We start from the raw sequence: 16,477 nt of genomic DNA on the forward strand, positions 1-16,477 counted from the left end.
CTGGGGCCGTCGTCGGCTGCGGCGGCCGAATGACGTCCGGTACGTCGTCAGTGTTGGCTGGAAGGAACGAGCGTGCCTACCGGTGACGGTCACGTCACCGTGGCCGGCCCGACAGTAATCATTATCACTGGCCCCCGCGCCCGGCTTCATTCCGTATGGACTTGCCGACATATATGCACATTGAGCTTGCGTGCCCGTCGACAGCGGGCTGCTCGGCTGCTCTTGCGCTGGGCCGTGAAAGCACATAGGAATGCCCGGCAGTGTTTGTTCATGTGGGGGATTCCTGTGCGTATTTCGCGTCCACTTGTCTTTGCCCTGGCTTTTGCCATGGCGGTTCTGGCTGGCACAGAGCAGGCGGCTGTGGCCGCGGGGTTGTGGGCGGCGGAGCACAGGATTACGGGAGCTGGTGAGCGCCCCGACCAGGTGTGGGGTTCCGCCCGTGGCCGCGGGCACAGCGCCTCGGCGGACTCCACGGCTGCGGTCGCCGACGGTGGGCGCAGCGGAGCCGGGCGGGCACCTGGCGAGCTGCCGGTGGCCGGCGGTACGAGCCGCGCCGACCTGGGCAAGCGGCCCGAGCCTCAGGCCCCGAAGGTCCAGCATGTGCCTGCCCCCGCCACTGCTGCGCCGAGTGGCTTCGACGCCGTACGCAGCGCCGAGGTGCCGGGCGCGCGCACCGAGCGGGCCCGCGTATACGCAAACGCTGACGGTACGCGGACCACTCGATTCTTCAACGAGCCGGTCAACTTCCTTTCATCGCAAGGTGATTGGAAAGAAATAGATTCCACTCTTGCACGTTCGGCTGGGATCAAGGCCATGAGTGCTTCCGGTTCCGGGTGGGAGTCGCGTGCGACCGATGACCTGATCTACTTTTCGGAATACGCTGACGGCGCCCCGCTCGTCCGTATGGGCATCAACGAGCGGTTCTCCATCGGGTACGGCATTCAGGACGCCCGGCAGGCTCAGGGCATCGTTTCCGGCAGCACGATCACATACCCCGATGTCCGCGCGTCGAGCGATGTGGAGCTGATCGCGGACGGCGACTCCATAAAGGAGACGCTGGTCCTGAAGGACAAGAACGCGCCGAAAGAGTGGCGCTTCCCGCTCACGCTGGCCGGGCTGACAGCCAGACTCGACGGGCACGGGGGAGTTGCCTTCCACGACAGTGACGGCAAGCAGCAGGGCTGGATGCCGGCCGGCTGGATGGAGGACTCCAACTTTGGGGAAAAGTCCCGTGAGGGCGCCATCTCCTCCGGTGTCTCCTACAGCCTCGTCGAGGAGGGCGGCCAGCAGGTACTGCGCGTGACGCTGGACGAGAAGTGGCTGGCCGCTCCCGAGCGGGTCTTCCCCGTGCGGGTGGATCCATCCGTCACAGGTGTCCAGGCAACGTCGGGTACCTACGTAGAGGCTCCGTACAACCAGAACTTCGCCAGCAGCACCGTCATCAAGACGGGCACCTACGACAGCGGCGGGCACAAGGCGGCCGGCTTCCTGCGCTTCGACGGACTGGACAGCGGTAGCCTGAAGAACGCATGGGTGGTCAGCGCCCAGCTGTCGCTGTACAACTCGTGGTCCTCCTCGTGCACCCCCCGCCCCGTGACGGTGCATCAGATCACCTCGAACTGGTCCGAGACCACGACCTCGGCGTGGCCGGGCCCGCCGACCGGGCCGGCTCTGGGATCGAAGTCCTTCGCTCACGCCTACAGGCCTGCCGGAGCGAGCAACTGGTCCTGTGCTCCTGCCTGGGAGGGCATTCCGCTCGGTGAGTCGGGCCGGCAGCTCGTGGACGACTGGACTCACGGCCGTACTCCGAACTACGGGCTGGCCGTGAAGGCATCCACGACGGACTCGCTCGGCTGGAAGCAGTTCGGTTCCGACAACTACCCCGACGCGAAGCCCAGCCTGGACGTGCTGTGGACTCCGTACGGCGCGACGTACCAGCTCGGCGGGTTCGTCACCCCGATGACGGCAACGTCGGAGGGCACGTACAAGGTGACGGTCACCAACCGTGGCCAGCAGACATGGGGCGCAGGCAGCAACTTCAAGCTGCGCTACGACCTCTACGACGGTGCCGGCAACCAGGTCGGCGGCGACTACTGGAGCAAGATCCGCTGGACCGACCTCCCCCAGGATGTGCCTCCGGGCGGCTCGGTCACACTGGACGCGAAGATCGCCCCCCTTGCGCCGGCGACGTACACCCTGGTCTGGACGATGGACCACTACGGGGTGAGCACCTTCGCCGCGCAGGGCGTCCCTGGTGCGGGGATGAAGTTCGACGCGGTCAACATCGCGCCCTATCTGACGGCTGTCACACCGCCGAGCGGATCGGTGGCCGACACGCTCACCCCGTCGCTGTGGGTGGCGGGAGCGGACATGGACCGCTACCCGAACCCGTCGCTGACCTACCAGTTCGAGGTCTGCGAGGTCGAAGGGCAGGACGCGCGGAAGAACTGCCGGACGACCGCCCACAGCCCTTCACAGAACTGGACGGTGCCGGCCGGCTGGCTGAACTGGTCCAAGACCTACGCCTGGTACGCCTACGCCCATGACGGCCAGGACCAGTCCGCTCGGCCCGGCCCCGTCTACCTGAGCACGCAGGTTCCGCAGCCTGCCATCACCTCGCACCTGGGCGGTCCTGACGACGGCCGCAGCTTTGGCGAGAGGGCAGGTAACTACGTCAGTGCGGCAACCGATGCTGCTGTGCCCACTGTGGGACCTGAGCTGGCCGTCACGCGTACTTACAACTCCCAGGATCCCCGCACCACCAATGCCTTCGGCGCCGGCTGGACGACCCGCTGGGACATGCGGGCGCTGTCCGAACCCGACGGCAGCGTGGTGATCACGCTGGCGAACGGCAGCCAGGTCCGGTTCGGCCGTAACGAGGACGGCTCCTACAGCGCGCCCGCCGGTTCTGTCGGCGTCCTCACCGCGACAAGTGGCGGCGGCTGGACGCTGCGCGACCCCAGTGCCGCTCTGTACTCCTTCGACGCGGCCGGCCTGCTGATGAAGATCAAGGACGGCCACGGTCGCGAGCAGCAGCTGGCCTACACCGGTGGCCGCCTGGCCAAGGCCACCGACTCCGTCTCCGGCCGCAACCTGTCCTTCACCTGGACCGGCGACCACGTCAGCTCGGTGTCCACCGACGCCGTCGGCCCTTCCGCTCCGGCACTGACCTGGACCTACGCCTACGAGGCCGGACGCCTTTCCAAGGTGTGCCCACCCGACTCGGCCACGGCTTGCACCGGCTACACCTACACTCCTGGCTCCCACTACCGCAGCATGGTCCTGGACGGCGGACCGACCGCCTACTGGCGGCTGAACGAGACCGAGGGCGAAGCTGCCGCGAGCGAGGCGGTCTCCCGCACCGGCCTGACCGCCGGCCGCTACCGCGACGTCACCCTGGGCGCTACCGGAGCACTGGCTGCGACCGGTAACAAGGCCGTCTCGTTCAACGGCACCACCTCCTACGTCGAGCTGCCCGAGGCGACGCTGTCGCCGTCGAAGCTGCTGTCGGTGGAGCTGTGGTTCAAGACCAGCACTCCCGGTGGTGTCCTGCTCGGTTTCCAGAACCGGCCGCTGACCGAGGGACACTGGATCTTCAACCCGGTCCTCGTCGTGGACTCCGCGGGCCACCTGCGCGGCTCCTTCGAGAAGACCGGCGGTGGCTCCGCCGGTCAGATGACCTCGCCCGACCCGGTGACCGACAACACCTGGCACCATGCGGTCCTCACCAGCACCGGTACCGGCCAGACCCTCTACCTGGACGGCCAGTCGGTCGGCAGCACCACCGGCCCGGTGGAACACGCGGGCAAGACCTACACGTACCTCGGGGCGGGCCACACGGCCACCGAATGGGACGGCATGCCCGGTCTGGGAGTCCGTCACTTCAACGGCCTGATGGACGACGTCGCCGTATACCACCGTGCCCTGGACGCCGGCACAGTACAGAGCCACTTCGCCGGCCGCATGGAAGCGGCGAAGCTGAGCAAGACGACCATGCCCTCAGGCCGGACGGGTGGTGAGGTCGTCTACGACGACAACACCGAGCGCGCCATCCAGGTGAAGGACGCCAGCGGCGGCGCCTGGCAGATCTCCGCCCCCGCCTATTCCGCCGGCTCGAAGGCCTACGCCGACGCCGCTCGCGCGACGGGTCCGGTGAACTACTGGCGCTTGGGCGACACCAGCGGAGCCGCTGCCGTGGACGAGATATCCAGCGGCGGCAACGGCTCCTACCGCGACGGAGTCACCCTCGGTGGTGTCGGTGCCTTCCTCGATGGCGACGACGGCTCCGTCACCCTCGACGGCATCCGCGGCGCCATCTCGGTCCCGGCCGAAACGCTCACCGACGCCTCCTCCCTCACCGTCGAGCTGTGGTTCCGTGCCGACAAGCCGGGCGGCGTACTCCTGGGCCTGCAGGACACCGAGCTCGGCACGCCCGCATCCCACTACAACCCCAGCCTCCTCATCGACGCCGACGGCAAGCTCCGCGGCCACCTGTGGGACGGCTGTGCCTGCAACCCGATCACCAGCCCGGGCAAGGTGACGGACAACGCCTGGCACCACGTCGTCCTCACCGGAGGTCCGGCCGGGCAGACGATGTACCTCGACGGCACCAAGATCGGCTACCTGGCAGGCCTGACCAAGCCAGAAACCCTCGCTCACGCCTACCTCGGCGCCGGTTACTCCAGCACCGGCTGGGACGGCCGGTCCGCCGGCGAACGGTACTTCGACGGCCAGCTCGACGAGGCCGCCTTCTACGCCAAGGAACTCGACGCGCAGACCGTTGCCGATCACTACAAGGCGCGTACCCGCCTGGTCGCCGGCAGCGGCGACCAGTACCGAGGTGCCGTCATGGCCGATGCCCCGGCCGGATTCTGGCGCCTGGACGAAACCTCCGGCACCCGAGTGACGAGCAAGGTCGCCATCAACAGTGGCCACGGCACCTACACCAGGACCAGCCTGGGCACCACCGGCGTCTTCGGCGCCGGAGACGGTTCCGCTGCCCAGTTCAACGGCGACGGCTACGCCGAACTCCCGCCCCTCCAGATGGCCGGAACCGACCTCAGCGTGGAGCTGTGGTTCAAGACCCGTCAGCCCGGCGTGCTCTTCGCGTCCCAGGAGAGTCCCCTCGACGGCGCCACTGTCGCCTGCTGCACCTACACACCCATCCTCTACGTCGGCACCGACGGCAAACTCCACGGCGAGTACTACTCACCCGGTGTGACCGCCTCCAACGCTTCACCGAACTCCGTGAGCGACGACGCCTGGCACCACGCGGTCATCACCACCCAGGGCGACACCCAGACCCTCTACCTGGACGGCACCCAGGTCGCGGCCAAGACCGGCGCCCCTGCCAGCCACCAGCTCGACCAGCACACCTACGTCGGTGCGGGCTTCGCCAACCTCTGGCCCGCCAGCCCGGGTGCCATCAGCTACCTCACCGGGCAGATCGATGAGGTCGCCGTCTACCAGCGTCCTCTGACCGCCGAGCAGATCGCCGGTCACTACGACGCACGCACCCGCGCGACCCGGTCCGCTCTGGCCGCCTCCGTCACGGTCACGGACCCCACCGGGGCCAAGACCACCAGCACCTTCGACGCCGTGCGCGGCCAGCGCCGCATCGCCGGTACCGACGCGGAGGGCGGAGTGACGGCGTACGCCTACGACACCGGCGGATTCCTCCACACCGTCACCGACCCCGGCGGCCACTCCACCGTCACCGGTCACGACGCGCGCGGCAACACGGTCTCCACCACCACGTGCCGCGACGCCGACTCCTGCTGGACCTCGTTCGCCGAGTACCACTACAACGCCGCCGACCCGCTCGACCCCCGCAACGGCAAGCCGACTGCGCTCCGCAGCGCCCGCTCCACCAGCCCCACCGACAACCGCCACCGCACGACGACCTCGTACACGCCTCTCGGCCTGACCGATACCGTCACCCTCGCCGACGGCCGCACCACCCGCACCACCTACACCACCGGCACCGAAGCCGCGGTCGGCGGCGGCACCACGCCTGCCGGGCTCGTGGCCACCCAGCGGACGCCTGCCGGAGCAACCACGTCCTACGCGTACCACGCCAGCGGCGATGTCGCGCAGGCCACCGCGCCGTCGGGCCTGGTGACCAAGTACACCTACGACGGCATCGGCCGGAAGCTCACCGAAACCCAGATCTCCACGAGCCACCCGGAAGGCGTGACCAGCACCTACACCTACAACGCCATGTCCCGGACCACGTCCGAGACGGCACCAGGTGTCAAGAACGAGATCACGGGAATCACCCACACCGCTCTTGTCACACGCACCTTCGACAGCGACGGATACCTGCTCACGGAGTCGACCGAGGACACCACCGGCGGCGACCCCAAGCGAACCACCACCTACCGCTACAACGAGCGGGGATTCAACGACAGCGTCACCGACGCGGCAGGCAACGAGACCACCTACGGCCACGACGCCCTCGGCCGCGTCATTCAGGAGACCGACCCCGCCGGCAGCACCGTCACCCACGCCTTCACCTCTCGCGGTCAGCTCGCCGAGTCGGTCCTGAAGGACTGGACCGGAGATCCCTCCGGCCAGACCCACGATCTCGTCCTCGTCTCCCACGCCTACGACCCCTCCGGCCGACTGGCATCGACCACCGACGCCATGGGAGCCACCACCACCTTCACGTACTTCGACGACGGCCTGCCCGCCACCGCCACGGCCGAGGACGTCACCCAGTCCGACGGCACCAAGCACGACATCGTCCTGGAGTCCAACAACTACGACGGCGACGGCAACCTGATCCAGCAGACCACCGCCGGCGGCCGCACCACCGTCCACGCAGTCGATGCCACCGGCCGTACGACCAGCACCGTGTTCGACCCCAACGGACTCAACCGGGTCACCACCTTCGCGTACGACGCCGACGACCGGATCACCGAACAGACCCAGTCCATCGACGCGACCGGCAAGAAGCTGACCGCAAGCACCGAGTACGACACGGCGGGCAACCCCACCAAGGCCACACTCACCGACGGAACCAGCACACGCACCGTCACCGGAACCTACGACCAACACGGCCGCCCCCTCACCACAGTCAGCCCCCGCGGCAACACCACGACCAACCGCTACGACATCCTCGGCCGCCTGATCGAGGAGACCGCGCCACAGGTCCAGGCCGAGCAGAAGGACACCCCCGCCACCACTGTCGCCCCGACCTCCACGATCGGCTACAACACCTTCGGCGACATCACCGACGCCCGCGACGCCCGCGGCCACACCGCCCGGACCGAGGTCGACTCCCTGGGCCGGCCCACCGCCGTCACCCTCCCCGACTACACCCCGCCGGGCGGCACCACGATCACCTCGACCACCCGCACCACTTACGACAAGCTCGGCCGCCCCACCTCCACCGCTGACGCACTCGGCCGCACCACCCACTACGAGTACGACCAGCTCGACCAGCTCGTACGCAGGACCGACCCCGTGGCCGACCCCACGGGCACGACCCCGAGCCAGCCCGGCGAGATCAAGGGCATCAACGGCGGCGGCCTGTCCACCTTCACCTGGACCCCCACCGGCCTCCAGCTCTCCGCCACCGACCCGACCGGCTCCCGCACCACAGCCACCTACGACCAACTCGGCCGCCAGCTCACCGCCACCACCGTCGAGCGCAAGCCCACCCTCCAGAACCTCACCACCCGCTACCACTGGGACGACGCGGGCAACCAGACCGCCTCCGTCACCCCCGAAGGCCGCCGCAGCACCGCAGAGCACAACGCGGCAGGCGAAGTCCTGAAGGCCGTCGACCCGGCGGGCGGGACGACCACCTTCACCTACGACAGCCTGGGCCGCACCACCGAGATCAAGGATCCGACCGGCCGCCGCACCCACACCGCCTACAACCTCGCGGGCCAGCCCACCGCCGTCACCGACTACGGCACCGGCAGCACGCCCCTGCGCACCGCCACCTCCGAATACGACGCGGACGGCAACCTGATCGCCGACGTCGACGCCAAGGGCGCACGGTCGACCTACACCTACGACGCCCTGGGCCAGATGACCCAGCAGGTCCTCCCGGCTACATCGACCAAGTCGATCACCACGACCTTCGGCTACGACGCGGTCGGCAACCGCACCCGCCTGACCGACGGCCGCGGCAACACCACCCACTACACGTTCAACGCCTGGGGCCTTCCCGAGTCCACGGTGGAGCCGGCGACCAGCCAGCACTGGAACGAGGACGTCCGCACCTGGACAACCATCTACGACGCCGCCGGCCAGGCTGTCACCGAGCTTCTGCCCGGAGGTGTCAAGCGCCAGCGCACCTACGACGGTCTCGGCCGACTGACCGACGAGACCGGTTCCGGGACCGCTGTCGCAACCCGCCCCCGCACCCTCGGCTACGACCTGGCAGGCCGCATGACCAAGGCCGGCGGCTCCACCCTCCTGACCGACAACCTCTACACCTACAACGACCGAGGCCAGCTCCTGACCACCGCGGGCCCCGCCGGCACCTCGGAGTACACCTACGACGCCGACGGCATGATGACCTCCCGCAAGGACGCCGCCGGAACCACCACGTTCACCTACGACACCGCCGGCCGCCTCGACACCACCACCGACCCGCTGACCGGCACCCGCACCCACTCCGACTACGACGCAGCAGGCCGCCTCACCCTGCAGCAGTACACCCGGCCGAACGCAGGCCAGTACCAGACCACCGCCCAGCGCGCCTACACCTACGACAGCCTCGGCCGCCCCACCAAGGACGCCGTCACCCGCGCAACCGGCGAGGCCGTGCAGGGCCTGGAGTACGGCTACGACCTGGTCGACCAGCTCACCAGCAAGACCACCACCGGCACCGCAGGCGCCGCCGCCCACACCTACGGCCACGACCTCGCAGGCCGCATGACGTCCTGGAGCGACGGCACCACCACAACCCCCTACGAGTGGGACGACGCCGGCAACCTCACCAAACGCGGTACGACCGCCGCCGCCTACGACTCACGCAACCGCCTGGAGACCTGGGGACCCGAAACCTACGCCTACAGCGCCCGCGGCACCGAGAAGACCGTCACCACCAACGGCGGAACCCCCCGCCAGATCCAGTCCGACGCCTTCGAACGCACCATCACCAACGGCACCAGCACCTTCACCTACGACTCCCTCGACCGCGTCCTGACCCACAACGGCACCGCCTTCACTTACGACGGCGGCTCCAACAACCTCGTCACCGACGCCGCCACCACGTACACCCGCACCCCCGTCGGCAGCCTCCTGGCGTCCACCACTACCAGCACACCGGCCAGCGCGAACCTGAGCGTCACCGACCGCCACACCGACCTCGTCGCCAGCCTCACCCCCGACGGCACCACCATCACGGGCTCCCGCGCCTACGACCCCTTCGGCAAGATCACTGCCACCGCCGGCGCCAACCCCGACATCGGCTACCAGTCCGGCTGGACCGACCCCGCCACCAACGAGGTCAACATGGCCGCCCGCTGGTACCAGCCCGGCATCGGCAGCTTCACCAGCCGCGACACCTGGCAACTCGACCCCACCGAGAACGCCCTCGAAGCCAACCGCTACGCCTACGCCGCCGGCGGCCCACTCAACGGCACCGACCCGTCCGGGCACCAGAACCTGCGCGACGCCGGTGGCGGCGGCGGAGGTACCGGGGGATTCGGTATCCCTGTCCGTGGAGGCCGTGGCACTTCGACCAGCCGCGGTTCAAGGGCCCCTGCCGGCCAGAGTGCGCGCAGCCGCACCGAAGCAGAAGCACGCAGGTCCAACCGGGCCCGCCAAGAGCAGAGCACGCCGAAGACGCAGAGCGCCCGCAGCCGCACCGAAGCAAACGCAAGGAACAACTCCCGCCCCAGCAGCCCACGAGGCAGCACCCGTCCCGGCGGCCCCAAAGGCCCCGGCGGAAAGGCGACCCCCGGCCGCGGCAACACCAGCAAAAGCCCCGGCTCCCGCAACACCGGCGCGAAGTCGGGCGGCACCAAGACCACCGGCACCAAGCCCGGCACCACCACACCTCAGCGCCCCCAGACCCCGCAAAACCCCAACCGCGGCTCCCACCCAGCACCGGCCCCTAAGCACATCCCGGAAAAGGCTGGCCTCGCAGTTCGCGATGCGACGTGGACACTTGGAGATGGCTGGCAGGGTGTCTTCGGTGCCGCGGATCTCCTCAGGCTGTACGAGGAAAACCTCGGGTTCACTCCTGAGGGAGACATCGCGGCCGATTACAGTCTCGGCGCCCATCTGACTCCGGATGCGGTGAACGAAAGTGAGTTCGACAGGTCGCCTGTCGACCGACACGACTGCAAGAAGGGGAACTCTGCGATCTATTACATGCCACTTGACAGTCGTGGCCGCGCGCAGGGCGCCCGCGCCTGCTTGAATCGGGGGGATTATAACTATGAGGACGATAAGGGGAACTGGAAATTCGACACAGGGTCAACGAACCTGGTAGGCACAGGCACCGAATTTCCGTTCGATAGGAATTCCGGCTGGAATAACTTCCCGCGGGGCTGGAGTCCCGGCGGGGGATTGCAGCGCGGACACCTGATTGCCAAGTCCGTTGGAGGGTCGGGAGAAGACGCCCGCAATCTGGTCCCTCTCTACAACAAGTCGAACGCACCTGACATGTCATCCATCGAGGCCAGGATCGCGAGAAGAGTCGAATCTGGTGAGACCATCTACTACAGCGTAACCCCCGAGTATGTGGGAGATGACCCCATTCCGGTCCGCATACACATAGGATGGATCGGAAACCGGGAGGGTGCCGGATATGCTGTAGTTAAAAACTACCGCCATTAGAGGGAAGGTCGTGGGCCGCCGTGAATTGGGTGCAAGAGATTGTAAACCGACTTCATTGGGATCCCCTGTCGCTGGAGATCTCCTGGGAGGAAGTTGAGGATGAGCTACACTGCACCCTCCCAGAAGACTTCAAGGCGCTGTGCGAGACCTTCGGTCGGGGCGCGTTCAGTGGATTCCTCGAGATCGCTTCGTCGCCAGGGGGTTCGGAATTGACCCTCCTGAATCAGTGGCGGTCGCTGCAGCGAATCATGCAAGAAAACCCGTTCGCCGCAGCCGAGCTTGAGCACTACGGGGTTTACGAAGCTGGCGGAAGCGGCCTCCTTCCATGGGCGGACACGTACAGTGAGTGCCAGATCTACTGGCTAGCGAGCAGCGCACCGCACGAGGAGTGGCCGATCGTCGTACAGGATTCCGAGGGCGAGTGGTCGGAATTCAATATGTCGGCGTCTGAGTTCGTCTTCAGAGCGCTGACCGATCTAGATTTCCAGTTCGGCGTCGCCGAATATGGCCCACCGTTCTATCAACCATCCTCCAATCAAGGTTGAAGCAGGCTGATGAACCGTTCCGGGTTAGATCGAGACTCCAGGTCGTGACTGTGACCTGGGGTTTCGTGGTTTCGCGGTAGCGATTGGTCTCGCATTCGACGGGTGGGGCGTGACCTATCTCGCCATTTCATGGAAGTGAATCCATGGAGGATGGCAGTAGGAGCGCATGGCAATGGGATTTGACGCCTCTCCACAAGGACGCAAGCAGTCCAGTGATGACAGAATCGAGAACCGGATCACCAGGGAATTCAAGGGTGGGCAGACGGGGACGTACATTGTCACTGTTGTCTACGGAGATCCAGGCTCGGGTATACCTGACTACGTTCACCTGCAGGCCAAGGAGAACCGTGGTCTCAACGTTGATTGCCACGTCCCCTGTCTGCTGGACCTTCCCGTCGGTGACGGAGATTGGTCAGTCGTGGTCGCACATCGGCACCGCGCCAACCTGAGCGTATTCTCTGGGAGTGTGACCGAATTCCTTTGGAGGATCGCAGATCTCAGGGAGCTTCCGCCGGATTGGCCGCCAGTCTTTTCCGGCTGGTGCAGCGTGGACGGTTCGCCGCTGATTTAGACCGCGTCCCCATCCGGTCGTGTGGCGATGCCGTTAGAAGACCGACAGGCCCGTCAAGGTGGTGAAGCGGTCCAGGGCGGCTACGCCTGCTACCGAGTTGCCTCGGGCGTCGAGGCCCGGGCTCCAGACGGCGAGGGTGCAGGTGCCGGGGACCACGGCGACGATGCCGCCGCCCACGCCGCTCTTGCCGGGCAGGCCGACGCGGTAGGCGAACTCGCCCGCCGCGTCGTACGTGCCGCAGGTGAGCATGACCGCGTTGATCTGCTTGGCCTCGCTGCGGGTCAGCAGGCGGGAGCCGTCCGCGCGCAGGCCGTGGCGGGCCAGGAAGCGGGCGGCCAGGGCCATGTCGGCGCAGGTCATCTCGATCGAGCACTGCCAGAAGTAGTGGTCGAGGAGGGCCGGGACCGGGTTGTCGATGTTGCCGTAGCTGGCCATGAAGTGGGCCACGGCCGCGTTGCGGTCGCCGTGCTCGTGCTCGGAGGCGGCGACCTCGGGGTCGAAGCCGACGGCGGGGTTGCCGCTCTCCTGCCGCAGGAATTCGAGCAGTTCGCTGCTGGCGTCGCCGGTCAGGGTCTGCAGCCGGTCGGTGACCACCAGGGCGCCCGCGTTGATGAAGGGGTTGCGCGGGATGCCGTTCTCGTACTCCAGCTGGACCAGGGAGTTGAACGGGTTGCCGGACGGCTCGCGGCCGACCCGCTCCCACAGGCTGTCGCCGCCCTCGGCGAGGGCGAGGGCGAGCGCGAAGACCTTGGTGACGGACTGCGCCGAGAACGGGACCCGCCAGTCGCCCACCCCGTGGACGTTGCCGTCGAGGTCGGCGACGGCCATCCCGAACTGCCGCGGGTCCACGTCGGCGAGGGCCGGGATGTACTCGGCGGGGGTGCCGCTGCCGACGAGCGGGGCGACGTCCGCCGCGATCCGCTCCAGCAGGGCCGGGTAGTCCGGCGCGTCCACCACGGCGTTCAGCCCTGGGTCTTGAACCCGCGGTGCAGGGCCACGACCCCGCCCGTCAGGTTGCGCCAGGCGGTCTTCTCCCAGCCGGCCTTCCGCAGCAGCGCGGCCAGCGCGGGCTGGTCCGGCCACTCGCGGATGGACTCGGCGAGGTACACGTACGCGTCCGGGTTGGAGGAGACGGTACGGGCCACCGGGGGCAGGGCGCGCATCAGGTACTCCATGTACACGGTCCGGAACGGCGTCCAGGTCGGCCGGGAGAACTCGCAGATGACCACCTTGCCGCCGGGCTTGGTCACCCGGTACAGCTCGCGCAGCGCGGCGTCGGTGTCGTGGACGTTGCGCAGACCGAAGGAGATGGTGACGGTGTCGAAGACGTCGTCCCGGAAGGGCAGGCGGGTGGCGTCGCCGGCGGTCAGCGGCAGCCAGGAGTGCCGCTTCTTGCCCTCGCGCAGCATGCCGAGGGAGAAGTCGCAGGGCACGGTGTACGCGCCGGTCGCGGCGAAGGGCAGGGAGCTGGTGGCCGTGCCGGCGGCGAGGTCGAGGACCTTCTGGCCGGGGCGGGCGTCCACGGCCCGGGCGACGGCCTTGCGCCAGAGGCGGGCCTGGCCGAGGGAGATCACGTCGTTGGTGAGGTCGTAGTTCGCGGCGACGTCGTCGAACATGGAGGCGACTTCGTGCGGCTGCTTGTCCAGTTGGGCGCGGGTCACGTCTGTCGGCCTCGCTCGTCTCGGTCCGGTTATGTCCCGCCCATTCTGGCAGGGCCGGGCCCGACCGCTGCGCGGGGCCTTTCCCCTACCCGCCCCTTCCCGAACCGGGGCTCCGCCCCGGACCCCACCCCTGTTCGGGGCCTTGCCGGCCGTGACGGATGTGCCGGTGCGTTGTGGCTGGTCGCGCAGTTTCCCGCGCCCCTGGTTGATCCAGCCCCGCCGGCGTTTGAGGCGCGGGGGTACGGGGGCGGAGCCCCCGAAGGCGGGGCCCGGGGCGGCAGCCCCGGTTCGGGAAGGGGCGGGGTGGGGAACAGCTCCGCGCAGCGGTCAGCGGCGGCGGTGGAGGAGGCGGCCGTCCACCACCGTGGCCACGCAGGTCGTCGCGCCCTCGGCCAGCAACTCCGCCTCGTCCGCCACGGCGAACGCCGCGAACCGCGCCGGCGCCCCGACGCCCAGGCCCCCGTAGTACGCCTCGGCCGCCGCCGAACACCCCGCGAACGGGTCCGGCGAAGGCTCCCCGGACGAGGCAGAGGCAGAGCCAGGCCCCGCCAGCACCAGCCCCGACCGCGCCACCGCCGTACGGACCGACGCCACGGTCAACTCCCCGGTCACCGCGACCACGCCCCGCGCAAGGAGCTTCTGCGTGCCGCGCCGCGCGCTGTGGCCCCGCCGCGCCTCGCTCAGCGGCCCCAGCGCCGCCAGGGCCGCGCCCCGCAGCGGCTCCGTGCCGAGCTCGGCCTCGGTCCGGCCGTCCGGGTAGTAGGTCTCCTCCAGCAGCGCCCGCACCCCGTGTGCGACCAGGCCCGGCGTGAGCAGCCCCGGCCAGCGCCGGGTGCGGGCGTGCGGGTAGGCCGCGGCGAGGTCCTCGTAGGGGCCCAGGCCGGCGATCCGGTCGCCGTCCACCAGGACCGCGCCGTGCGGGACCGGCTCGGCGCTCGCCGCGGGGACGAGCAGGTCGGCGGTGTGGAGCGTGAGCATCAGTTCGTGGTCATCAGTTCGTCGTGGGGACGAGCTTCAGCTCGGGGTGCGCCGTGCCGCCTTCGAGCGCGGTCGAGGAGATGTGCGAGACCACGCGGTCGTCGACCGGGTCGTTCGCCGGGTCGTCGTGCACGGCCAGGTGCTCGTACGTCGTCGCGCGCTGCGCCGGCGTACGCCCCGCCTTGCGGATCAGGTCGATGATCTCCTGGCGGTTGGAGCGGTGCTTGGCGCCGGCCGAGGAGACCACGTTCTCCTCCAGCATGATCGAGCCCAGGTCGTCCGCGCCGTAGTGCAGCGAGAGCTGGCCGGCCTCCTTGCCGACGGTCAGCCAGGAGCCCTGGATGTGGGCGATGTTGTCCAGGAAGAGCCGGGCGATCGCGATCATCCGCAGGTACTCGAAGATCGTGGCCTGCGTGCGGCCCTTGAGGTGGTTGTTCTCCGGCTGGTACGTGTACGGGATGAAGGCCCGGAAGCCGCCCGTCCGGCCCTGCACGTCGCGGATCATCCGCATGTGCTCGATCCGCTCGGCGTTGGTCTCGCCGGTGCCCATCAGCATCGTGGAGGTGGACTCGACGCCCAGGCCGTGGGCGATCTCCATGATCTCCAGCCAGCGCTCGCCGGACTCCTTCAGCGGCGCGATCGCCTTGCGCGGCCGCTCCGGCAGCAGCTCGGCGCCGGCGCCCGCGAAGGAGTCCAGGCCGGCCGCGTGGATCCGGCGGATGGCCTCCTCGGCGCTGACGCCCGAGATCCGGGCCATGTGCTCGACCTCGGACGCGCCGAGGGAGTGGATGACCAGCTGCGGGAACGCCTTCTTGATGGCGGAGAAGTGCTCCTCGTAGTACTCCACGCCGTAGTCCGGGTGGTGCCCGCCCTGGAACATGATCTGGGTGCCGCCCAGTTCGACGGTCTCCGCGCAGCGGCGCAGGATGTCGTCGAGGTCGCGGCTCCAGCCCTTCTTCGTGTCTTTGGGCGCGGCGTAGAACGCGCAGAACTTGCAGGCCGTCACGCAGACGTTGGTGTAGTTGATGTTGCGCTCGATGATGTACGTCGCGATGTGCTCCGTACCCGCGTAGCGGCGGCGGCGCGCGGTGTCCGCGGCGGAGCCGAGGGCGTGCAGCGGCGCGTGGCGGTAGAGGTCGAGCGCCTCCTGCGGGGTGATCCGGCCCCCGGCGGCGGCGCGGTCGAGGACAGACTGGAGAGCGGCCTGGTCGGTCACCGGTGCGTCACCTTTCGGAGGCGGGTCGACGGGGTCGGCGTACGTCGTCGGTCACGCGCGCACGGGGCGCGGCGTGACACGTCACACGTCACACGTCACACGTCACGCCGTCGTCGTCATACGTCGTACGTCATGTGTCAAGGTCCGGACCGGGCCAGCCTACGCCAGGGGCCCGTGCCGCTTTTCAGGGGCTTCGCGTCAGGTCGCCCTCGGGATTGCCCGCCGCCCGGTCGCCCGACCGGTAGTGCAGGGTGCCGCCCTCGTTGAGGGTGAACCGCTCGTCTGCGGAGCCGTTGGAGCAGATGCCGGGGTGCGGGTTGGTGCCGCCGACGGTGTCGAGGACGAGGGAGCGGTCCGTGGCCGAGGCCAGCTTCCAGTCGCCGCTGCAGTCGTACTCCGTGCCGAAGAGGTTCAGGACCGACTTGTCGCGCCCGACGACCTCGCCCTTGCGGCCCTCCCGGATGGTGATCTCGAACGTCGACGGCAGCCCCAGGTTGCTGGTGACCGAGCCCTTCCAGGTGCCGACCAGCTCCTTGGGCACGCTGTCACGGGACGGCGGCTGCCCCGTGCTGCTGCCGCTCGGCGTCGGCCGCGGGGTGGCCGCGTCCGAGCCGCTGGCGGCCGGCGGGCGGGTGCTGGAGCCCTCGGCCTGGGCGCCGGACTTGCCGCCGGTGCCGGGCAGCAGGCCCATGCTGTACAG

The 16,477-nt window shown here is 68.7% G+C and carries 6 protein-coding genes and 1 pseudogene; 2 read left to right on the forward strand and 5 right to left on the reverse strand.

The features are described from left to right. Positions 1-903 precede the first annotated feature (903 nt). Both GPJ59_RS12090 and GPJ59_RS12095 read left to right on the forward strand, forming a co-directional pair. Positions 904-10,806, forward strand: a complete 9,903-nt coding sequence (locus tag GPJ59_RS12090) for a LamG-like jellyroll fold domain-containing protein (RefSeq protein ID WP_258024269.1) — start codon at positions 904-906, stop codon at positions 10,804-10,806. Positions 10,807-10,835: 29 nt separating this feature from the next. Then, the gene (locus tag GPJ59_RS12095; RefSeq protein ID WP_219667045.1) at positions 10,836-11,351 is read left to right on the forward strand and encodes an SMI1/KNR4 family protein; all 516 of its coding nucleotides are present in this window, start codon (positions 10,836-10,838) and stop codon (positions 11,349-11,351) included. Positions 11,352-11,955: 604 nt separating this feature from the next. Here the strand turns inward: GPJ59_RS12095 and GPJ59_RS12100 are convergent. The 5 genes and pseudogenes from GPJ59_RS12100 to GPJ59_RS12120 form a co-directional block, all read right to left on the reverse strand. Continuing rightward, positions 11,956-12,876 carry a glutaminase gene (locus tag GPJ59_RS12100; RefSeq protein ID WP_219667052.1) on the reverse strand — a complete coding sequence of 307 codons (921 nt, stop codon included), beginning with the start codon at positions 12,874-12,876 and terminating at the stop codon, positions 11,956-11,958. Between the two features lie 8 nt (positions 12,877-12,884). After that, positions 12,885-13,583 carry a demethylmenaquinone methyltransferase gene (locus GPJ59_RS12105; RefSeq protein ID WP_219667046.1) on the reverse strand — a complete coding sequence of 233 codons (699 nt, stop codon included), beginning with the start codon at positions 13,581-13,583 and terminating at the stop codon, positions 12,885-12,887. Between the two features lie 327 nt (positions 13,584-13,910). Next, positions 13,911-14,561, reverse strand: a complete 651-nt coding sequence (locus GPJ59_RS12110; RefSeq protein ID WP_219667047.1) for an imidazolonepropionase-like domain-containing protein — start codon at positions 14,559-14,561, stop codon at positions 13,911-13,913. A 13-nt stretch (positions 14,562-14,574) separates the two neighbouring features. Continuing rightward, on the reverse strand, positions 14,575-15,777 hold the full coding sequence (mqnC, locus tag GPJ59_RS12115) for a cyclic dehypoxanthinyl futalosine synthase (RefSeq protein WP_219667049.1): 1,203 nt from the start codon (positions 15,775-15,777) through the stop codon (positions 14,575-14,577). 184 nt (positions 15,778-15,961) lie between these two features. Then, positions 15,962-16,477, reverse strand: a pseudogene (locus tag GPJ59_RS12120) (hypothetical protein); the annotation flags it as partial.

The sequence above is a fragment of the Streptomyces bambusae genome (assembly GCF_019400985.1).
Taxonomy (GTDB): Bacteria; Actinomycetota; Actinomycetes; order Streptomycetales; family Streptomycetaceae; genus Streptomyces; species Streptomyces bambusae_A.